We start from the raw sequence: 20,062 nt of genomic DNA, 5'->3' as shown, positions 1-20,062 counted from the left end.
GCCATCTCTCCCCTATTCCAGAAGCTTATTCACATGGGCACGAAATTGTCGTCGCGTTCCCCCTTTTCCCTTCCCCTTTTAACGCTGCTTGCCGGAATGGCCATTGCCCAGCAACCGGCGCATTCGGGGGTAGAAACCATCGATCATATCGTTGCGGTTGTGAATGAGAACGTGGTTACCCGCCATGAACTGGACGAAATGCTCAGCGCCATGCTGAAACAATTGCAAAAGCAAGGCGTACAGCCTCCCCCGCCTGCTGTGCTGGAAAAGCAGCTTCTGGAGCGAATAATCCTGAACCGCGTGCAACTGCAACTTGCGAACGAAACCGGACTGACCGTAAGCGATGCGGAACTCGACCAGACTTTGCGCCGTATCGCGCAGGAAAACAAGATGTCCCTGCAAGAGTTCGACAGGGCGCTGGCGGAAGACGGGGTCAGCTTCAGCAAATTCCGTGACGAGATTCGCGATGAAATCATCCTGGTCAGGCTGAAAGAGCGTGAGGTAAGCAATCGCGTGAGCGTGACCGAAGGGGAAGTCGATCATTTTCTGGAAACGCAGGAAGATTCGCCCAGCCAGAGCGACGAATATCGCATTGCTCATATTCTGGTGCAGGTGGCCGAAGGAGCCGACCCTTTGAAACGCGATGCGGCACGGCAACGGGCAGAAAGTGTCCTGGCAAAATTGAAGGCGGGGACCGAATTTGCTCAGGTAGCCGCCGAGTTCTCGGATGCGCCGGATGCGATGGAAGGTGGCCTGCTTAACTGGCGCCCTGCTGCCCAGCTCACAAAAAAGTTTGCCGAAATACTGAGTCCAATGAAACCGGGGGAAATCACCGGGATAATTTCAAGCCCGAATGGATTTCATATCCTCAAGCTGGTCGACCGCCGCAACCAGGACACGGTAACCACTATGATAGACCAGACGCATGCGCGCCATATTCTGGTAAAAATCAGCGAGCTCACCTCGGAGGCTGATGCCCACAGACGTGTAACCGAATTGAAAGAACGCCTGGATCATGGCGGCAAGTTCGAGGAACTGGCAAAGCTTCATTCGGAAGACGCCAGCGCCCCCACCGGGGGGGATCTCGGCTGGGTCTCGCCGGGCGATACGGTGCCGGAATTTGAACAGGCCATGAGCGCTCTCAAGCCGGGAGAAATCAGCGATCCTGTCCAATCTCCTTTTGGATGGCATCTCATTCAAGTCATCGAGCGCCGCACTCAGGATGTAAGCCAGGAGCGCAAACGCCAGTCCGCACGCCAGGCGATCCGCGCCCGCAAAGCAGAGACAGCCTTCCAGGAATGGTTGCAGCGCCTGCGGGACCGGGCTTATGTCGAGTATCGGCTGGAAGAAGGCTAGGGTCTGTTAACACTTGTAAGAGACGGCGCGGCCAACGTTGAATAATCCCAAGCTCGCTCTCACCGCGGGGGAACCCGCCGGTATCGGTCCCGACCTGTGTGTGCAGATCGCACAACTGGGTTTGCCTTTCAAGCTCATTGTCATTGCCGATAGGGAATTGCTGCAGGAGCGCGCACGCTTGCTCCGGCTTCCATTGACAATAACGGACTACTCCTCCCGCACCGAATTAAGGCCGGACGAAGGGATTTTGCATGTCCTGCACATTCCTCTGGCCGAGACCGCCCCTCCCGGTAAACTCGATGCCGCTAATGCGCCCTATGTGCTGAAGACGCTCGAGCGGGCTGTTGCTGGATGCATCAATGGCGAGTTTGATGCAATGGTAACGGCGCCGGTGCACAAAGGCATCATCAATGATGCCGGCATTTCTTTTACTGGTCACACTGAATATCTCGCGCAACTGACAAACGTCCGTCCCGTCATGATGCTCGCCGGCGGCGGGATGCGGGTAACACTCGCCACTACTCACCTGCCCCTGAAAGACGTCGCGAGTGCCATTACCAGCGATGCTGTGGAGCAGAAGCTGCGCGTCATCGAGCATGATCTGGTCAATCGCTTCGGTATTCCGAAGCCACGCATTGCCGTAGCGGGCTTGAATCCTCATGCAGGGGAATCAGGTCATCTGGGCAGGGAAGAAATCGATATCATCATCCCTTCGCTCGACAAGCTGCGCGCCGCCGGGATGAATCTGCTCGGCCCCCTGCCTGCCGATACACTTTTCAATCCATCGAAGCTGAAGGATTACGACTGCATATTCGCCATGTACCACGACCAGGGGCTGCCGGTGCTCAAGCATGCGAGCTTTGGCACTGCCGTCAATGTCACACTGGGCTTGCCCATCATCCGTACCTCCGTGGATCATGGCACCGCCCTCGAATTGGCGGGAACAGGCAAAGCTGATCCGGGCAGCCTAGTGGCGGCTATCGAAATGGCGGCATCGCTGGTTGCGCATCAGCGATAACTCTCAACCCTGCATCCCGGTTCGCCTGAGCTTGGCAAAGGGTGAACGAATCTGCAAACTCTCATAAACCATGCAGCACACTCCCCGCAAGCGTTTCGGCCAGAATTTCCTGGTTGATTCCCAAACCGTAGCCGATATTATTCACGCCCTCCATCCCCGTCGGGAGGATGTAATGGTAGAGATCGGTCCAGGACTGGGAGCATTGACACGGCCCCTACTCCAGTCACTTGAACATCTGCATGTGGTGGAGATCGACCGGGATATCGTGAAGCGGCTACGTGATGAATTTTCCGCGAAAAGGCTGACGATACATGAAGGGGATGCGCTCGAATTCGACTTCTCCAGCCTCGGTGAAAGTCTGCGGGTAGTGGGCAACCTGCCCTACAACATTTCCACTCCACTCCTTTTCCACCTGAGCCGGTTCGCGGCGCACATCCGCGATATGCACTTCATGCTGCAGAAGGAAGTGGTCGCCCGCATGGTAGCCCAACCCTCTACTTCGGACTACGGACGGCTTTCAGTCATGCTGCAATGCCGCTTCGAAATGGAGCAGCTTTTCATCGTCTCGCCTGAATGCTTCCGCCCTCCGCCAAAAGTCGAATCAGCCGTGGTTCGCATGATTCCACTCAAGAAACCGCTGGTCGAGGCGAGCCAGGAAAAATTGTTTGCGGAAATCGTTTCCGCCGCCTTCTCGCAGCGCCGCAAAACGCTACGCAACACGTTACGCGATCATCTTACAGCGGAGGATTATCTCAAGCTGGGGATCGACTCTAATCTTCGAGCGGAAAATTTATCGATCGCGCAGTATGTAGCAATTACAAACCATTTAAATGGAATCAGACTCGATTGAAGTCGAAAGTAGCAGAAGTGTTGCGCGAAGTTCTGAACTGAGATCAGAGTAAAAAGTCAATCGAACCCGATCCTATCGGTCCCGCTTTTCGTTAATAAACGGGCAAAATACCTCTTTATAAAAATCTTTAACATGAGCATGAGTATAATCTAGCAGCCACTTCTGGCCATACAAAAAAGGCGAAAGCCTGGACTCCCCAGCTTTATGAGCTTGAAACCATCGACATCGTTGACCATAGCGCTATTGCTGAGCTGTGGATTGACGCAGCCGGCATGTGCAGAGATCATCTACTCGTTTACCGATGAACATGGCGTGGTGCATTTCAGTAACGTGCCAGCGGATGAACGGTATGTCCCATTCATCGGGAGCAGCGCCAACCCCCGGAAATCACGCACAACTTCAAATAATGGGCATCCGGTCGCATCACTCAAGGCGCAATATGGTTCGGTAATCAAGGAAGTCGCCCGCGCCCATGCCCTCGAAGACGCGCTGCTCCACGCCGTGGTCACTGTCGAATCGGCCTACAACCCCAAGGCAGTTTCAAAAAAGGGCGCGGCGGGCCTGATGCAACTCATGCCGGAAACTGCCCAGAGATATGGCGTAACCGATCGCTTCGATCCCGTGCAGAACCTCCATGGTGGGGCGAGATATCTCACCGAGCTGCTGAGAATGTTCAATGGAAATCTGAGCCTGACCCTGGCCGCCTACAATGCTGGCGAAAACAACGTCATCAAGTACGGAAACCGGATTCCGCCGTTTCAGGAGACCAGAAATTACGTACCCAAGGTTCTTGATCTTTATCGCAGATATCAGTCAAGAAAGAGGCTCTAGGAAGGGGAACTGGGGAGTCAGTTCGGCAGGGGCTCGGCAAAAGGGAAAGTCTCGCTTCCGTTTAGATGTCGCAATATACTCTAAATGACGAATATCTTCTTTCTTCAGTATCAGGAACTATTCTATCTGTCGCAAAAGTATTCAAGACCTCTTTACAACTATTATCCTTATATAATTTTATTTTAATGCTATGTAATGCCAGCCACATATAACTGTCGACTCCGGACTTCGTTTTTATGTTATAGCATTTGCTCCATGTATTATCAACGCAACTGCCTTCGTGCCAGGATCCGATGATATCGATACAATCCTTTTTCGCATAAGCAGAAAATCGCCAAGTGTGGTTTTCTCCTAAATTAGGTTTACATTCTGCTTGAACATTTGTAGTAAAAGAAATGAAACAAAGAAAACATAAAGGCCACAGATCAAATTTTGAATTTCTTTTCATCTCCGAGACTCCGATAGTCTAAATTATGGTGCAATCAGCGCATCAAAACGGCCTTTGCCGTCGCACTGCGCGAAGGGGCGCATTGAGCGCACCCTCTTCATCTTAGATCGCAACACGTTGCCCTGCCGTGAAAATACCTCTCTCCATCTGAACGCGGGGAGGCATTTGTCACCCGGTACCCCAAAAACAGTACTTCACTTCTTGCCGCCATCCAGTCCGGATCAGATGCATCGCCCTTTGGCTCAGAGTCTCGTGGCTACGCTATCTAGCGAGATGCCATCTGTTGTTTCGATCCTCGCAGTATAGAAACCAGACATTTTTCGTCTCGTCCTTCTTGAATTTCGCTACACAATCCTGCTCTTCTTCCCCTTCCATGCGGCGAACATCTAGGATCAATACAGCCTGCTCCTGCTGAGACTTTGAAGCACCGGCAGCGTGTTTCTTTTTTTAAATTGAAGTCCGTTTACTTTATTGAAATATCCCTATTGTACTTGAGGCTATTGAGGTTCACACTGTGCCTGGGCAAGTCAGATAACCGTAAACAATATGGGGGGGAAAAATGAAAAAAAGTCTCTGCATGACGTTGTGTGGCACAGCCGGTTTTTTTCTGCTGTATTTAAGTGCCTGGGCGAGCGAGGGGGGCACTGCGCCCGAGCTTAACGAGGCACGACAGGTAGCTCAATACAATTATGTAATCCATATCCTCGCCATGTTGCTGGTGGGTTTCGGCTTCCTCATGGTATTTGTCAAAAGATATGGATTTGGGGCCACGACGGGAACATATCTGGTGGTGGCTGTCGGTCTTCCGCTTTACATTCTGCTTCGCGCAAACGGCGTATTCGCCCACGAAATTGCTCCAAACACGGTGCAGGCATTGCTCTTTGCCGAATTCGCCGTGGCGTCTGGGTTGATCGCCATGGGCGCGGTCCTCGGTCGTCTCCGCGTTTTCCAATACGCACTGCTGGCGCTGCTCCTAATTCCCGCTTATCTCTTGAACGAATGGCTGGTGCTGGATAATGGAATGGGTATGACTGAGGGATTTCAGGATACTGCGGGGTCGATCATCATACATGCCTTCGGTGCATATTTTGGCTTGGGGTTATCCCTTGCACTGACCACGGCGCGACAACGAAGCCAGCCGATTGAGTCGGATGCGACTTCTGATCGATTCGCAATGCTTGGCTCAATGGTCCTGTGGCTTTTCTGGCCTAGTTTCGCTACTGCCATCGTTCCCTTCGAGCAAATGCCGCAGACAGTGGTCAACACTGTACTCGCACTGTGCGGTGCCACGATCACCACGTACTTCTTGAGTACATATTTCCATAAAGGCAAAACCTCAATGGTCGATATGGCGAATGCGGCGCTGGCCGGCGGAGTAGCGATCGGTTCGACCTGCAATATCGTGTCGCCGACAGGTGCTTTTGCGATCGGCCTGCTTGCCGGTGCGGTTAGTGTCATCGGGTTTGTGTTCATTCAACCTGCACTTGAGAGACGCTTCAAGATCGTTGACACCTGTGGCGTCCATAATCTGCATGGAATGCCGGGATTGCTGGGTGCATTCGTTGCTATCCTGGTCGTGCCCGGCATAGCAGTTGCCCAACTTATCGGCATCGCCTTCAGTGTCGTGCTCGCCCTGATAGCGGGACTCGTCGCTGGCGCGCTCATCAGGGCTACCGGCACAACCCGTCTGGCTTACGAGGATAGTGAGGAATTCACACACACCGAAGGACCGGAAGCTACGGAAATCGATGCCATAGCACTGGAAGTCGAGACTTCAACTTAAAAGGGCGGTGGCCCTGACGCAGCGAATGCCCCGAATGGTATGGTCAGGATATAACCTGTACAGGCGCCGCCCTTATCCTGGTGTTGCTTCAGTATTGCAAGCACCGGATCATCAGAACGGAAACGGGGTCCCGCCGCTTCCGGAAACCAGGAATTACGTGCCGAAGTGCTGGATTTCTATCGCAAAAATATCAGACAAACAGGAAACTGTAGCCAAGAAAAAAGGATGGATCAAGCAGATGATTCCCTTAACCCTACCTGTATATATAAAACCTTCTGTTATTCTGATAAGCAGAACTGGATCAATGGAGTCAAAATCTATTTCTTCGGCATATAAAGATCAGTAATCGTCCCCTCCGCGATCTCGGCGGCAAAGAACACTGTTTCAGACAGAGTCGGATGCGGATGGATGGTAAGGCCGATATCTTCCATGTCCGCGCCCATTTCCAATCCCAGTACGGTTTCGGATATCAGTTCCCCGGCATTGATGCCTACGATGCCCGCGCCAAGGATACGACGCGTCTTCTTGTCCAGGATTAACTTGGTCATGCCCTCGTCGCGCGCCATTGCCAAAGCACGACCGCTGGCGGCCCACGGAAATACCGCTTTTTCGAATTCGATACCTTGCTTTTTGGCTTCGGTTTCGGTGAGGCCCATCCAGGCGATCTCCGGATCGGTGTAAGCTACGGAGGGAATGGCGCGAGCGTCGAACGCTGCCGACTTCATCTTCTCCCCGCCAGCGATGATTTCCGCCGCCAGTTTGCCCTCATGCGATGCCTTGTGCGCCAGCATGGGCTCGCCCGCGATGTCGCCAATGGCGAAGATGTGCGAGACGTTGGTTCGCAACTGCTTATCCACCGGGATGAAGCCACGTTCGTTCACGGTGATACCTGCCTTTTCTGCGCCAATTTCGCGGCCATTTGGCCGGCGTCCCACCGCCATCAGTATCCGCTCATATACTTGCGGTTCGGGTGCCGCAGTACCCTCAGTGCCGCCTTCGGAGGATCCTTCGAACGTGACCTTCAATCCTTCTTCCAGAGCTTCAATTCCGGTGACCCTGGTTTTGAGGTAGATGGCCTCGTAGCGTTTCTGTATGCGTTTGTGCAGCGGCCGGATAAGATCGGCGTCCGCGCCGGGAATCAATTGGTCCATCAATTCGACGACACTGACCCTGCTGCCGAGCGCATCGTAGACCGTCCCCATTTCGAGGCCGATAATGCCGCCGCCGATGATCAGCATGCGCTTGGGAATGTCCTCCAGCTTGAGTGCGCCCGTGGAATCGATGATGCGCGGGTCATCGTAGGGAAAACCGGGAATGCGAGCGGCAGCAGAACCCGCGGCAATGATGCAGTGCTCGAATGACACCGTTTTTTTTCCGTCGGAAGTTTCCACTTCGATCATATTCGGCGAAGTGAACCTGCCCGTTCCCCGCACTACCTTCACCTTGCGTTGCTTCGCCAGGCCCGCCAATCCCTTGGTGAGTTTGCCGATGATGGATTCCTTCCATCCCCGCAGTTTGTCTATTTCTATGACGGGCTTAGCGAAAGCGATACCCTGTTGCGCCGTTTCCTCGGCGTCGGTGATGACTTTCGCCACATGCAGCAGCGCCTTGGATGGAATGCAGCCCACATTGAGACAGACGCCGCCAAGCGTGGAGTAGCGTTCGATCAAGACCACATTCTTGCCGAGATCGGCAGCACGGAAGGCGGCGGTATAACCACCCGGCCCTGCACCCAATACCACTACGTCGGCATGAATATCACCTTGTGGAATCGAAGGCGCAGCGGGTGGTGCTACGGATTCAGGAGCAGGAGCAGCGACTGAGGCCGGGGCTTTCTCTTCTTCCTCTTTTTCCGATGGAGGAGCAACGTTGGCAGCGGGCTTCTCAGCCGGCTCTTCCTGCTTGCTCCCACCACCAGATTCAGAGGTTTTAGCAGGAGCAGCCGCTTCTGCTGTGGGCTCCAGCATGAGTATGACCGAGCCTTCCGAAACCTTGTCGCCGACCTTGACTTTGAGTTCCTTCACAATGCCACTTTGGGGTGAGGGAACTTCAATGGATGCCTTATCGGTTTCCAGTGTGATAAGCGATGTTTCCTTTTCCACGGTATCGCCGGGTTTCACCAGCACTTCAATCACTGCGACATCCTTGAAGTCGCCAATATCCGGTACTTTGATTTCGGTAAGCTGAGCCATGAAAACCTTATTAGTTTAAGGAAATAAATTGGACCTTATTCCTGGAAACCCTACTGCCGGATATGCCCGTCACCCAGGACGATGAATTTCTGGCTGGTCAATCCTTCCAGTCCCACCGGGCCGCGAACATGGAGCTTATCGGTGGAGATACCGATTTCCGCGCCGAGGCCATACTCGAACCCGTCCGCGAAGCGGGTGGAGGCATTCACCATGACAGAACTGGAATCCACTTCGCGGAGAAAACGGCGCGCGTTGCTGTAATTCTCGGTAATGATGGAATCCGTGTGTTGGGAGCCGTAAATCGTAATGTGCTCGACGGCCTGATCGAGACTGCTTACCACCCGCACACTGAGGATAGGCGCAAGATATTCCGCATACCAGTCTTCCTCCTTGGCTTCCTTCATTTCCGGAATGATCGCTTGCGAGGCCGGATCGCCGCGCAGTTCCACGCCCTTGTCCAGATAGATTCTGCACAGCGGCGGCAGCACTTCCCCGGCAATATTCTCATGCACCAGCAATGTTTCGAGCGTGTTGCAGGTGCCGTAGCGCTGGGTCTTGGCGTTGTCCGCAACACGAATGGCCTTTTCCTGGTCCGCATCTTCGTCGATATAAATATGGCATACGCCATCCAGGTGCTTGATGACGGGGATGCGCGCTTCATTCGAGATGCGCTCGATCAACCCCTTGCCGCCGCGGGGCACGATGACATCGACGAACTCTTTCATGGTGACGAGTTCACCCACGGCAGCCCGGTCGGTTGTTTCGATAACCTGTATCGCCGTCTCGGGTAAACCGGCAGTCTTAAGCCCCTCCCTGACGCACGCCGCGATCGCCTGATTGCTGTGAATGGCTTCCGACCCCCCGCGCAATATCGCTGCGTTACCCGCCTTGAGGCACAACCCTGCGGCATCGGCCGTGACGTTGGGGCGCGCTTCATAAATGATGCCGATCACGCCCAGCGGTACGCGCATTTTTCCGACCTGTATGCCGGAGGGACGGTAATTCAAATCGCTTATTTCACCCACCGGATCGGCTAACGCTGCTATTTGCAGCAAACCTTCGGCCATGCTCGCTATGCTTTTGGGCGTGAGCGTCAACCGGTCTATCATTGCCGCTTCCAATCCCCGTTCTTTCGCATTTTCCACGTCCCTGGCATTCGCTGCCAACAACTGCTGCTCATCCCGTTTTATAGCCATCGCCATCTGTGTGAGCGCCCGGTTCTTGGCTGCGGTTTCCGCTTTGGCAAGTAGGCGCGAGGCGGCTCGGGCTTCGCGACCGATGGATTGCATATAGGTCTTGATGTCGATGATGTCCATGTCAATCGTTCCATTCAGACAGTAAATTAAAATTGCAGGAATAACTGGCGGTTCCGGAACTGGATTCCGAGTCAAGCCCGACTATTGTCAGGAATAAAATTCGTGAAAATCCGGGGAGCTGCATCGGCAACGACGGCCGCTTGGTAATAAGGGCAGAGTCCTTTGCTTTAACTACCGCCGCTGCCCGATCTTCGCAAAACGCAAACCCAGTTGCAGCAACTCATCCCAGGGATCGCCGCTTGCAACGCCCTTGCTGACTCTGTCTATTTTAGCGGCATGTGACAACGCCGATGCCAACTGTTCAAGGTTCAAGCGGCGAGCGGCGTTCTCCATTATTTTCTGCCGGTCCCGCCATACTCGAGACTGGCTGGTCAATTGTCCCGGCGGTTTCCCTGTGTCGAGTCCGGTACGAATCGCGACAAGAAGGCGGATTTGTCCCGCCAGCGTATTGACGATCAGCGGCAATGCCATGCCTTCACCCTGCAAAACCTCCAGGATGCGCGTATAGCGCGCGGCATCCCCGGCAACCATTGCATCGGATAGTTTGAATGCATCATAACGGGCGACATCGAGCACGGCATCCTTCACCTGCTCGAACGACAGTATTCCGGGCGGATAAAGCAACGCAAGTTTCTTGAGTTCCTGATAGGCTGCGAGCAGATTGCCCTCTACCTTGTCGGCAAGAAATTGTAGCGTGTCGATGTCGGCATTCTGCCCCTGCATGGTCAGCCGCTGGCCTATCCAGTCGGGCAACCGCCCGCGTTCTACCGGATAAACCGTAATGACTGCTCCTGCTGCATCAAGCGCCTTGAACCATCTGGTTGCCGCACCTTGCTGGTCGATCCGGGGCAGGGTGACAAGTGTGACGGTATCTGGCGGCAGGGCGCGGCAGTATTTCTCCAAAACGGCGCTGCCCTGATTGCCCGGCTTGCCCGAGGGGATGCGCAGATCGATTATACGTCTTTCGCCGAACAACGACAGGTTGCTGCTGCACCGTTCCAGCTCTGTCCAGTTGAAGTGGTTATCGACGTTGAAAATCTCCCGTTCGATATACCCGCCCTGACGCGCTTTTGTACGAATCAGGTCGGCAGCTTCGATTGCCAGAAGTAATTCGTCGCCGGATACCGTATAAAGCGGTGCAAGCTGTTTATCGAGATGCCGCGCAAGCTGTTCGGGCGCAATACGCATGCCTTCGCCTTCAGGTTACCGCAACACAGGCGCCAACGGTCAGGGATTCACCTGTGGGGACTTATTCAGTTCCGCCACCTTGACTGCTCCAAGGCGCCGCACGATCTGATCTGCCGAGTCACTCTGCATCTCCCGCACGAGCAGTGCCTCTTCCCCTTCCTTGGCGACCACCTGCTGATTGGTAAAAGGCATGATTCGACGCAGCATCAGTTCATTGGTAGGAATGAGTTCCTCCCCTTTGGCATCGATCAGCCGGAAGGAAACCCGATACCGCAGTTCAAACTCCAGAACGCGCCCCCCGCCTGATACGGACATGATCTGTCTGTCATTGGTGACGCTGAGAATCTCCAGTATGGCCTCGGCTTTTTTCCGGTTGTCAACGAGACGGGTGCTGGTGCCCGTCCGAACGAGGCGCCGGAGATCGGTACCGATGGGATGTCCTTGCGGGAAGGAAATATAAAGCGTATCAAACGGAAGCGCCGCGGTGCCGCGCAACTGAAAGCCGCAAGCCGCGAGCAAAAGACAGCATGTAAGCAACAGGATTTTTTTCATCGGCAATCCTCGAGTTCCGGTTTTCGTATCTTCAAATGACGATATTGATCAGTTTCCCTGGCACCATCACCACTTTTTTAACTGCTTTTCCATCGATGAACCTTCGCACCTGTTCATTCTCCAGCGCAAGCTGCTCGATGATTACCGGTTTTGTATCTGCGGCAACCCGTATCTTCCCGCGCAGCTTGCCATTGACCTGAACGATCAGCTCAATTTCATCCTGCACGAGCGCAGCAACGTCTGCTTGCCGCCATGGCTGATCGAGCAACTCCGTGCCCGGGCGGAGCTCACGCCAGAGGACATGGCAAATGTGAGGAACGATGGGCGACAACAGCAGTACAATATTTTCCAGTGCTTCCTGCATCAACCCGCGGGCAGCCGGGCTCGAATCCTGCAATTTTCCGAGAGCGTTCATCAACTCCATTACAGCTGCAATCGCGGTATTGAAGGTATGCCGCCTGCCCAGATCATCACCCACCTTGGCGATGGTCTGGTGCAGTTGAAAACGTAAGGCCTTGAGTTCAGGACCGAGATCTGCAACCGGGATTGGACCATTCACAGCACCGCTTTGTTGCAGATGATCGTAAACCTGTTTCCATAATCGCTTCAGAAAACGGAATGCGCCCTCCACCCCGGCATCCGCCCACTCGAGGGTCTGCTCGGGCGGGCTGGCAAACATCATGAAGAGCCGGGCTGTATCTGCTCCGTATTGCTCGACGAGTTTTTGCGGATCGACGCCGTTGTTGCGGGATTTCGACATCGTGCCGATGCCGCCTGCTTCAACCGGCTGGCCGTCGGCGCGCAGCACCGCTCCGATTCGTCTTCCCTGCTCGTCGGTCTGGATATCCACATCCGCAGGGTTGAAATAGACGATGCGCCCACTTCCCGTTTTCCGGAACATGATCTCATTGAGCACCATGCCCTGGGTCAGCAGATTGGCAAACGGCTCGTCGAACAACACCAGTCCGAGATCGCGCATGACCTTGCTCCAGAAGCGCGAGTAGAGCAGATGCAGGATGGCATGTTCGATGCCGCCGATATATTGATCAACGGGCAGCCAGTAATCCACGCGTGCATCCACCATCGCCCGGTGCTGGTCGGTGCAGGCATAACGGATGTAATACCATGACGAATCGACGAAGGTATCCATCGTGTCGGTTTCCCGGCGGGCGGGCTGACCGCAGCGCGGGCAGGAACACTCGTAAAATGACGGCGTTTTAGCAAGCGGGTTGCCCGAGCCGTTGGGCACCAGATCTTCCGGAAGCACCACGGGAAGCTGGTCATCGGGCACCGGCACCACGCCGCACGCATCGCAATAGATGAGAGGAATGGGACAGCCCCAATAACGCTGCCGGGAAATACCCCAGTCGCGCAGGCGGTAATGCACGCGTTTCTCGCCCAATCCCTTCTGTTGCAACGCGGCAGCGATTGCATCCACTGCGGGCTGGAACGCGAGACCGGAGAATTCGTCGGAATCGAACGTAATGCCGTGTTCCACGTATGCCTGGGCAAGCGGCACCGGCAGGTCGGAATCGACAGGCTTGATCACGGCCCTGATCGGCAGCGAATATTGGCTGGCAAACTCGAAATCGCGTTCATCGTGGGCGGGAACCGCCATCACCGCCCCTTCCCCATAGCCCATCAGCACATAATTGGCTATCCAGACAGCCAATCTGGCCCCGGTCAGGGGGTGGATAACGTACAACCCCGTATCCCTGCCCTTCTTTTCCTGGGTAGCGAGTTCCGCTTCCATCATCGCGCCCTGCCTGCATTCTTCGATAAATGCAGCAAGGGCAGGATTACTTTTCGCTGCATGCTGAGCGACAGGATGCTCGGCCGCGACAGCCACATACGTTACGCCAAACAAGGTATCTGCACGAGTCGTAAAAACCTTCAGGTCCTGAGGCATGCCGGACTCGGCATCAGCAGGAAACCGGACTTCGACACCGAAGCTCTTGCCGATCCAGTTGGCCTGCATCGTTCTCACCCGCTCCGGCCAGCCCGGAAGCGCATTCAGCGCTTCCAGCAGCTCATCGGCATACGCGGTGATCTTCATGTAATACATCGGGATTTCGTGCTTTTCCACCAGAGCCCCGGTGCGCCAGCCGCGCCCATCGATTACCTGCTCATTGGCTAGCACTGTCTGATCGACAGGATCCCAGTTCACGATACCCGTCGTTCTGTAGGCCAGACCCTTTTCCAGCATGCGCAGAAACAACCACTGATTCCACCGGTAGTAATCCGGCTGGCAGGTGGCAAGCTCACGGTCCCAATCTATTGCCAGCCCCAGGCTCTGCAATTGCTTGCGCATGTAGGCAATATTGTCGTAGGTCCACTTTGCCGGCGGTACATTGTTTTGCATTGCCGCATTCTCTGCCGGCAGGCCGAAGGCATCCCAGCCCATGGGCTGCAACACGTTGTAACCCTGCATGCGGTGATAGCGCGACAGCACATCGCCAATGGTATAGTTGCGCACATGCCCCATGTGCAACTTGCCAGAGGGATAAGGAAACATCGAAAGACAATAGTATTTCCGCTTTTCCGGCGCCTCCACAGCCTTGAATGCGGCGGTTTGCTGCCAGTACTGTTGTGCTTCCGACTCGATTTCCTGTGGGTGATATTTTTCCTGCATAAGCTCGGCTTTCTGCCATAAAGCTGGGGATTATACCGCGAACTCGGGCATTCCCGTGGGTGAGGGCCGCCTCCAGCGAGCCCGGAAGGAAAGCGAGAGACTATGTATTTTGAAGCGTCGGTGAGCGGCTAAAGAGACTATCGGAAGCGATTCAGTTTCAGGATATTTCAGGAAACGGATTTACCTGATCCTGATAGTCACCCTGAAGTCGCCTCGTATCAGGCTTAGAGTGAGGCGTCCCTGACTGCTGGCCTTGAGAGCAGCAAGCAACTCCTGAACCGAACGGACCTGCCGGCGATTGACGCCAATGATGAGGTCGCCCGGCCGGATGCCCCGCAGCCAGGCAGGACTATTGACTTCCACGTCTGTTACCATCACGCCCTCAATTCCCCGGTGGGCGCCAGGTTTCAAGTTCGCCACGGTTGCGCCTGAGACCTCCGGCACGGCCTCCGCACCTGCACTGGCAACCTCCGCCAGCTTGGCGATCTTTACTTTGGCAGTCAGCCGCTTCCCATTCCTGATCAGCCCGAGATCCAGCGTCTCCCCGATGGGCATCAGTCCAACCTTGTTGCGCAAATCAATCGAGTTCCGCACAGGTTTTCCGTTGACAGTCGCTATCACATCACGCGGTTTCACCCCGGCTTTTTCGGCGGGTGATCCCGGCTCGACCGCGCTGATGATGGCGCCTTCCGTGGAAGGCAATCCCAGTGAGGCCGCCAGGTCGTGCGTAATATCTTCGCTGCTCGCGCCCAGCCTGCCGCGGCGTACCTCGCCGAAGCGCAGGATCTGATCGAGGACTGCCTTCACCATCACGCTGGGAACCGCAAAGCCGATGCCGACGTTGCCGCCTGCGGGACCAATGATGGCGGTGTTGATGCCGATCAGTTCCCCCTTGAGGTTGATGAGGGCCCCGCCGGAGTTGCCCGGATTGATGGAGGCGTCGGTCTGGATGAAGTCTTCATAGCCTTCGATATCCAGCCCGCTTCTTCCCAATGCGCTGACGATGCCCGAAGTTACCGTTTGCCCCAGGCCGAACGGATTCCCGATCGCGATGACAAAATCCCCGACGTTGAGCAGATCGGAATCACCGAGGCGCAGTGCCTTCAGGTTCTTGGCATCGATTTTCAGCAGAGCAATATCGGTGCCCGGGTCCGTTCCCACCAGCTTTGCCTGGAATTGGCGCCTGTCTTTGAGTGTCACCACCACCTGCTGCGCATCCTTGATCACGTGGTAGTTGGTGACGACATAACCCTTGCCCGCATCCATGATCACGCCTGAGCCGACACTGCGCTCCGGCCGGGCCTCCTGCTCGGGAAGATTGAAAAAGCGGCGGAAGAAAGGGTCCCGAAACAAGGGATTCTCTTCTATAGCCGAGCGCGTCACTACGGAAATATTGACGACCGCCGGGGTCACATCCTGAAGCACCGGCGCCAGGGTCGGCACACCATTTTTGGTGTCACTGAAAGGCAAAGCCGGATAGCCGGGCAGCGCAATGACCAGCAAGCCGATAAAAACCAGCCAGAGTGAAATTGACAGCGGTGAAACTGACAGCGAAGCTGGTTGCGAAACTGATCCGGTCGATTTTCTCATTTGAGGAGTGCCTTACTTGGTTTGTCCACCAGTTGCAGGTTGGCCGAATTTAATAGATTTTTCACTCTTTGTTGAGGTTCAGGAGTGCTTCCATACCCGGCTCGAAGGGTTCGGGGTCGAATGCCCTGTCGCCATCGGCGAGCGGCCCGTTCCCGGTTTTGAGCCCATTAAAATCGTAAAGCGAAGAATCGAGCAGATGTGAGGGTTGGATGTTCTGTAAAGAACTGAACATGTTTTCCAGCCTGCCGGGAAACTTTTTATCCCATTGCTGCAGCATTTCCTTTACCGCCTGGCGCTGCATATTCTTCTGTGAGCCACACAGGTTGCAGGGGATGATCGGGAAATTTTCCATTTCCGCATAGGCGGCCAGGTCCTTCTCTTTGCAGTAGGCAAGCGGCCGGATGACGATATGCTTGCCATCATCGCTTACCAGCTTGGGCGGCATGGTTTTCAGCTTGCCGCCATGAAAGAGGTTGAGAAACAGGGTTTCAAGAATATCATCGCGATGATGGCCCAGCGCGATTTTCGTTGCACCCAGTTCGCCTGCCACGCGATACAGAACCCCGCGGCGCAAGCGTGAACAAAGGCTGCAAGTGGTCTTCCCCTCCGGTATCAGGCGCTTCACCACGCTATATGTATCCTGCTCGACAATGCGGAAAGGCATGCCGATGGACGTAAGATAGTTCGGCAACACGTGTTCCGGAAAGCCCGGCTGCTTCTGGTCCAGATTTACCGCAATCAGCTCGAATTGTGTGACTGCGTGCGCCTGCAGGCTGCGGAGGATATCGAGCAGGGCATAGCTGTCCTTTCCGCCCGAGAGACACACCATTACCCGATCTCCAGGCTCGATCATGTTGAAATCAGCAATCGCCGTCCCGACAAGCCGCCTCAACCGCTTATGCAGTTTGTTGGCGTTATGCTGCTCCTTTCTGGACAACATTTCTATTCCTATTCCCATTCCCGCTGCAACCTCTTTCTCAAGATACTCATCGGTTCCCGCCCCCATAGGCTCGGGTTCAATCTCGACTTCTGAAAAACTGCACGAGTAATTTTCCCAGATTGGATGCGGTTTGGACAGTGCCGCCCCAATTACCTGCGCATGTATCAACGATCACGCTGTATATACAAAAAACAGATAAGCAAATCAAATGATATTAGTTTGAATTATAAAACGGCACTGGTAACGTGTCGCTTCCAGAAACTCCGCAACCGTTTTGACCATGTCGGCCACCCCTGAAATTATTGAGCTGGAAGAAAAGCATTATGGGTCCGGACAATCCGGCAGACGGATACCCGTGGACGTTAAACAACGAATTCTGTATGCCATTGCAAATATCGAATATGGCTCGGTGGAGGTGGTAATTCATGACGGCAAGATTACCCAGATAGAGTGCCGGGAAAAAATCCGGATGGTGCGTACCGAGGCCGGCCAGAGAAAGTGAAGGGAATAATGCAAGAGCGGAAAGCCGCAGGCATAAAAGCCGACCAAATGACTGGAGGCCAAATAAAACAGATTACATCTGTCCTTGACCGGGCAACCGGAAGGACGAGACAGGAGAGAGGAATGAAGTTTTATCTGGGAACAGTCATTGCGTTTGCTCTCACGATACTGCCATGGAGCGGAGCTCAGGCAGATGCAAACACGATTGACACCGAAAAATTCAAAATGATGGAACAGGAAAACAGGTTTGCTCAGAATGGTGCTGTCCCTGTTGAAGAAAAAGAAAAGGCCGATCCCTCGGGAGCAAGCAACAAATCAGATGCAACACCAGCTGGAAATATATCAGCTGGAAAAACAGCAGCAGCGGCAACAAAGGAGGAAAAAAAATCGACGGGCTACTTCAGGCCTTCCAGCAGCTACTCGACCCAGCCCGAATCCGATCCGCCGCGCTATGTGCGCACCCTGAGCAAAACCGGGATTGAAGCTTTCAAGGACATCTACTGGCTGGATGTGGGCATTGATCATCGTACCCGCTACGAATTCCGCAGCAACGATATCCGGCGCACCGAACTCAGGCTGGACCAGCCCTTCCTGCTGCGCTCCCGCGCCTACTTCGGAATCCGCGAAATATTCGATCCACTGCGCGGCGCGGTGGAATTCCAGGATTCCCGCCGCTACAACGGCCATTTTCCACCCGATGATCGTGATTTCAATGAGCACGAACTCATCCAGGCCTATGCCGAATTGTATTTCAAGGGCGCGCTGGGTCAAGACGACCTGAAACAGCAGCGCCCGCTCAGGTTGCGCGTTGGCCGCATGGCCTATGAAGCGCTGGACCGGCGTCTGATCGGCCGCAATGAATGGCGCAATACGACCAATACCTTCGAAGGTTTTCGCATCAACCTGGGACAGGAAGTCAACGATTGGGAGGGGGACTTATGGGCCTACCAGCCTGTTCAACGGCTGCTGACGGAGTTTGACGAGCGCATCGAGAACCAATGGTTCTACGGCGCCATCGGCCATTGGCGCAAATGGTCGGATTTCATCACACTCCAGCCCTATTATATGGGGCTGACGCAAGACGGCAGCAAGACGGGCGAGATCGACCGTCATATTCATTCACCCGCCCTGAGGGGATACGGCAAGATAGGCGATACGGGCCTGGACTTCGATTTCAACCTGATCTACCAGTTCGGGCGGAATGGCACGCAGGAACATCAGGCCCATGCATACATCACCGAGTTGGGCTATACGCTCAAACACGCGTGGAAACCCCGTATCAGCGCCTTTTACGGTTATGCCAGCGGCGATCGCAATCCCAATGACAACGTAAATAACCGCTTCGAACGGTTCTTCGGTTTCGCGCGGCCGTGGTCAGCGGACGATTACATCGTTTTCGAGAATATCAAATCCCCCAAGATAAAGCTCGAGTTCCAGCCGTTCAAGGACCTGCGGATCGATGGCGGTTACAGTTGGTACTGGCTGGCCAGCGATACCGACCGCCTCAATAACCTCTTCAGAGGCAATGGAAGTAACGGAGGAGGCTTTTCCAATCGGGATGCGACCGGAAGCAGCGGTGATTTTATCGGACATAATTTCGACATCCGGGCACGCTACAAGCTGGCGAAACACATCGACACGACCATCGGTTATTCGCATTTCACGAGCGGGGAATTTGTGCGCAACCGGCAAATAGCAGCTTTGGGTAGAAGCCCGGGGGGTTCGGACTTTTTTTACGTTGAAGTTGTATTGAGCGCATTTTGATTATTTGACACTTATTGATTTCACTTACTGGCTTCACTTTGCCTAAAGGAAGAATACGAAAATGAAAGCATGGATAACGACGAGCCTTACCGCAATCCTCCTGTGGGGAGGCAATGCCTGGGGAGATAAAACATTATTGAATGTGTCCTATGACCCGACTCGCGAGCTGTATCAGCAGTTCAATTCGGCATTCACGAAGCATTGGGAGAGCAAGACCGGAGAAAAAGTAGCCGTAAAACAGTCTCACGGCGGCTCCGGGAAACAGGCACGCTCTGTCATCGACGGGCTTGATGCTGATGTCGTGACACTCGGGCTGGCGAAGGACATCGATGAAATCGCGGAAAAAGCCAGCCTGCTGCCGGCGGACTGGCAAAAGCGCTTGCCGCATAACAGCACGCCTTACACTTCAACCATCGTACTGCTGGTCCGGAAGGGCAACCCCAAGAACATCAAAGACTGGGACGACCTGGTCAAGCCCGGCGTCGCCGTAATCACCCCCAATCCGAAAACCTCGGGGGGTGCCCGCTGGAATTACCTCGCCGCGTGGGAATACGGCAAGCGAACATACGGCGACGATGCCAAGGCGAAGGAGTTCGTAGCGAAGCTCTACCGGAATGTCCCTGTGCTGGACTCGGGTGCGCGCGGCTCAACCACGACATTTGTGGAGCGCGGCATCGGTGATGTCTTCATTTCTTGGGAAAACGAAGCATTCCTCGCTATCAGGGAACTCGGACCCGATAAATTTGAAATTGTGGCCCCGTCCATCAGCATTCTTGCCGAACCATCGGTCGCGGTGGTAGACAAGGTGGCCGACAAGAAGGGTACCCGTACCATCGCGGAAGCCTATCTCCGGTATCTCTATTCAGACACAGGTCAGGAGATTGCCGCGAAGAATTTCTATCGTCCAACCAATGCCGCGATTGCGGCGAAATATGCAAGTCAGTTTCCCCGCATCAAGCTGTTCAGGATCGACGATGCGTTTGGAGGCTGGAAGAACGCGCACAAGCTTCACTTTGCCGATGGCGGCACTTTTGATCAGATTTACCAGAAATAACAGCACAAGTGTACTGTCTGCACTGAAAACTACAAAACACCATGCTG

General features: G+C 54.6%; 16 protein-coding genes. 8 read left to right on the top strand and 8 right to left on the bottom strand.

Annotated features, from left to right (window positions below):
• Positions 1-33: 33 nt before the first annotated feature.
• From BMW46_RS04850 to BMW46_RS04835, 4 genes are all read left to right on the top strand, one after another.
• Entirely contained in the window at positions 34-1,356 is a 1,323-nt protein-coding gene (locus BMW46_RS04850; RefSeq protein WP_074705374.1) for a peptidylprolyl isomerase, read from the top strand.
• Positions 1,357-1,393: 37 nt separating this feature from the next.
• Positions 1,394-2,374: a 4-hydroxythreonine-4-phosphate dehydrogenase PdxA gene (gene pdxA / locus BMW46_RS04845; RefSeq protein ID WP_074705372.1), complete on the top strand. Its 981-nt coding sequence runs from the start codon at positions 1,394-1,396 to the stop codon at positions 2,372-2,374.
• A 70-nt stretch (positions 2,375-2,444) separates the two neighbouring features.
• Positions 2,445-3,224, top strand: coding sequence for a 16S rRNA (adenine(1518)-N(6)/adenine(1519)-N(6))-dimethyltransferase RsmA (rsmA, locus tag BMW46_RS04840; RefSeq protein WP_074705371.1), 780 nt, complete (start codon positions 2,445-2,447; stop codon positions 3,222-3,224).
• A 204-nt stretch (positions 3,225-3,428) separates the two neighbouring features.
• A complete protein-coding gene (locus BMW46_RS04835; RefSeq protein WP_074705368.1) occupies positions 3,429-4,055 on the top strand; it encodes a lytic transglycosylase domain-containing protein in 627 nt (208 codons plus the stop codon).
• Positions 4,056-4,764: 709 nt separating this feature from the next.
• On the opposite strand, the gene BMW46_RS15930 is transcribed toward BMW46_RS04835, so the two are convergent.
• Positions 4,765-4,899 carry a DUF3024 domain-containing protein gene (locus BMW46_RS15930; RefSeq protein ID WP_143121400.1) on the bottom strand — a complete coding sequence of 45 codons (135 nt, stop codon included), beginning with the start codon at positions 4,897-4,899 and terminating at the stop codon, positions 4,765-4,767.
• A gap of 163 nt (positions 4,900-5,062) precedes the next feature.
• Between BMW46_RS15930 and BMW46_RS04825 the strand changes: the two genes are divergently transcribed.
• Positions 5,063-6,286 (top strand): ammonium transporter, encoded by a 1,224-nt coding sequence (locus BMW46_RS04825; protein WP_074705367.1) that lies wholly within the window; start codon positions 5,063-5,065, stop codon positions 6,284-6,286.
• 317 nt (positions 6,287-6,603) lie between these two features.
• Here BMW46_RS04825 and lpdA read toward each other — a convergent pair whose 3' ends face one another.
• The 7 genes from lpdA to ttcA all read right to left on the bottom strand — a co-directional run bounded on the left by lpdA (position 6,604) and on the right by ttcA (position 16,714).
• On the bottom strand, positions 6,604-8,478 hold the full coding sequence (lpdA, locus tag BMW46_RS04820; protein WP_074705365.1) for a dihydrolipoyl dehydrogenase: 1,875 nt from the start codon (positions 8,476-8,478) through the stop codon (positions 6,604-6,606).
• A 50-nt stretch (positions 8,479-8,528) separates the two neighbouring features.
• Positions 8,529-9,794, bottom strand: coding sequence for a glutamate-5-semialdehyde dehydrogenase (locus BMW46_RS04815; protein ID WP_074705364.1), 1,266 nt, complete (start codon positions 9,792-9,794; stop codon positions 8,529-8,531).
• Positions 9,795-9,965: 171 nt separating this feature from the next.
• Complete coding sequence (gene holA, locus BMW46_RS04810) at positions 9,966-10,982, bottom strand: DNA polymerase III subunit delta (protein ID WP_074705361.1); 1,017 nt, start codon at positions 10,980-10,982, stop codon at positions 9,966-9,968.
• A 39-nt stretch (positions 10,983-11,021) separates the two neighbouring features.
• On the bottom strand, positions 11,022-11,534 hold the full coding sequence (locus BMW46_RS04805; protein ID WP_074705358.1) for an LPS-assembly lipoprotein LptE: 513 nt from the start codon (positions 11,532-11,534) through the stop codon (positions 11,022-11,024).
• Between the two features lie 31 nt (positions 11,535-11,565).
• Positions 11,566-14,166: a leucine--tRNA ligase gene (gene leuS / locus BMW46_RS04800; protein ID WP_074705355.1), complete on the bottom strand. Its 2,601-nt coding sequence runs from the start codon at positions 14,164-14,166 to the stop codon at positions 11,566-11,568.
• 180 nt (positions 14,167-14,346) lie between these two features.
• Positions 14,347-15,756: a DegQ family serine endoprotease gene (locus BMW46_RS04795; RefSeq protein WP_074705353.1), complete on the bottom strand. Its 1,410-nt coding sequence runs from the start codon at positions 15,754-15,756 to the stop codon at positions 14,347-14,349.
• A 61-nt stretch (positions 15,757-15,817) separates the two neighbouring features.
• The gene (ttcA, locus tag BMW46_RS04790; RefSeq protein WP_074705723.1) at positions 15,818-16,714 is read right to left on the bottom strand and encodes a tRNA 2-thiocytidine(32) synthetase TtcA; all 897 of its coding nucleotides are present in this window, start codon (positions 16,712-16,714) and stop codon (positions 15,818-15,820) included.
• A 262-nt stretch (positions 16,715-16,976) separates the two neighbouring features.
• Between ttcA and BMW46_RS04785 the strand changes: the two genes are divergently transcribed.
• The 3 genes from BMW46_RS04785 to BMW46_RS04775 all read left to right on the top strand — a co-directional run bounded on the left by BMW46_RS04785 (position 16,977) and on the right by BMW46_RS04775 (position 20,015).
• Complete coding sequence (locus tag BMW46_RS04785) at positions 16,977-17,198, top strand: YezD family protein (protein ID WP_081355673.1); 222 nt, start codon at positions 16,977-16,979, stop codon at positions 17,196-17,198.
• A gap of 122 nt (positions 17,199-17,320) precedes the next feature.
• Positions 17,321-18,961: an alginate export family protein gene (locus tag BMW46_RS04780; protein WP_074705350.1), complete on the top strand. Its 1,641-nt coding sequence runs from the start codon at positions 17,321-17,323 to the stop codon at positions 18,959-18,961.
• Between the two features lie 61 nt (positions 18,962-19,022).
• Positions 19,023-20,015: a sulfate ABC transporter substrate-binding protein gene (locus BMW46_RS04775; RefSeq protein ID WP_074705347.1), complete on the top strand. Its 993-nt coding sequence runs from the start codon at positions 19,023-19,025 to the stop codon at positions 20,013-20,015.
• Positions 20,016-20,062 lie beyond the last annotated feature (47 nt).

The organism is Nitrosospira multiformis, assembly GCF_900111585.1.
Lineage (GTDB): Bacteria > Pseudomonadota > Gammaproteobacteria > Burkholderiales > Nitrosomonadaceae > Nitrosospira > Nitrosospira multiformis_B.
This window is presented reverse-complemented; position numbering and strand designations above follow the sequence as displayed.

What these genes read in the sequence shown, in the direction of transcription:
- BMW46_RS04815 (WP_074705364.1), bottom strand. Translation starts at nt 9,794, where the DNA reads ATGGACATCATCGACATCAAGACCTATATGCAATCCATCGGTCGCGAA.
- BMW46_RS04775 (WP_074705347.1), top strand. Translation starts at nt 19,023, where the DNA reads ATGAAAGCATGGATAACGACGAGCCTTACCGCAATCCTCCTGTGGGGA.
- BMW46_RS04825 (WP_074705367.1), top strand. Translation starts at nt 5,063, where the DNA reads ATGAAAAAAAGTCTCTGCATGACGTTGTGTGGCACAGCCGGTTTTTTT.
- holA (WP_074705361.1), bottom strand. Translation starts at nt 10,982, where the DNA reads ATGCGTATTGCGCCCGAACAGCTTGCGCGGCATCTCGATAAACAGCTT.
- BMW46_RS04780 (WP_074705350.1), top strand. Translation starts at nt 17,321, where the DNA reads ATGAAGTTTTATCTGGGAACAGTCATTGCGTTTGCTCTCACGATACTG.
- BMW46_RS04850 (WP_074705374.1), top strand. Translation starts at nt 34, where the DNA reads ATGGGCACGAAATTGTCGTCGCGTTCCCCCTTTTCCCTTCCCCTTTTA.
- lpdA (WP_074705365.1), bottom strand. Translation starts at nt 8,478, where the DNA reads ATGGCTCAGCTTACCGAAATCAAAGTACCGGATATTGGCGACTTCAAG.
- BMW46_RS04805 (WP_074705358.1), bottom strand. Translation starts at nt 11,534, where the DNA reads ATGAAAAAAATCCTGTTGCTTACATGCTGTCTTTTGCTCGCGGCTTGC.
- ttcA (WP_074705723.1), bottom strand. Translation starts at nt 16,714, where the DNA reads ATGGGAATAGGAATAGAAATGTTGTCCAGAAAGGAGCAGCATAACGCC.
- BMW46_RS04785 (WP_081355673.1), top strand. Translation starts at nt 16,977, where the DNA reads ATGTCGGCCACCCCTGAAATTATTGAGCTGGAAGAAAAGCATTATGGG.
- BMW46_RS04835 (WP_074705368.1), top strand. Translation starts at nt 3,429, where the DNA reads ATGAGCTTGAAACCATCGACATCGTTGACCATAGCGCTATTGCTGAGC.
- rsmA (WP_074705371.1), top strand. Translation starts at nt 2,445, where the DNA reads ATGCAGCACACTCCCCGCAAGCGTTTCGGCCAGAATTTCCTGGTTGAT.
- leuS (WP_074705355.1), bottom strand. Translation starts at nt 14,166, where the DNA reads ATGCAGGAAAAATATCACCCACAGGAAATCGAGTCGGAAGCACAACAG.
- BMW46_RS04795 (WP_074705353.1), bottom strand. Translation starts at nt 15,756, where the DNA reads ATGAGAAAATCGACCGGATCAGTTTCGCAACCAGCTTCGCTGTCAGTT.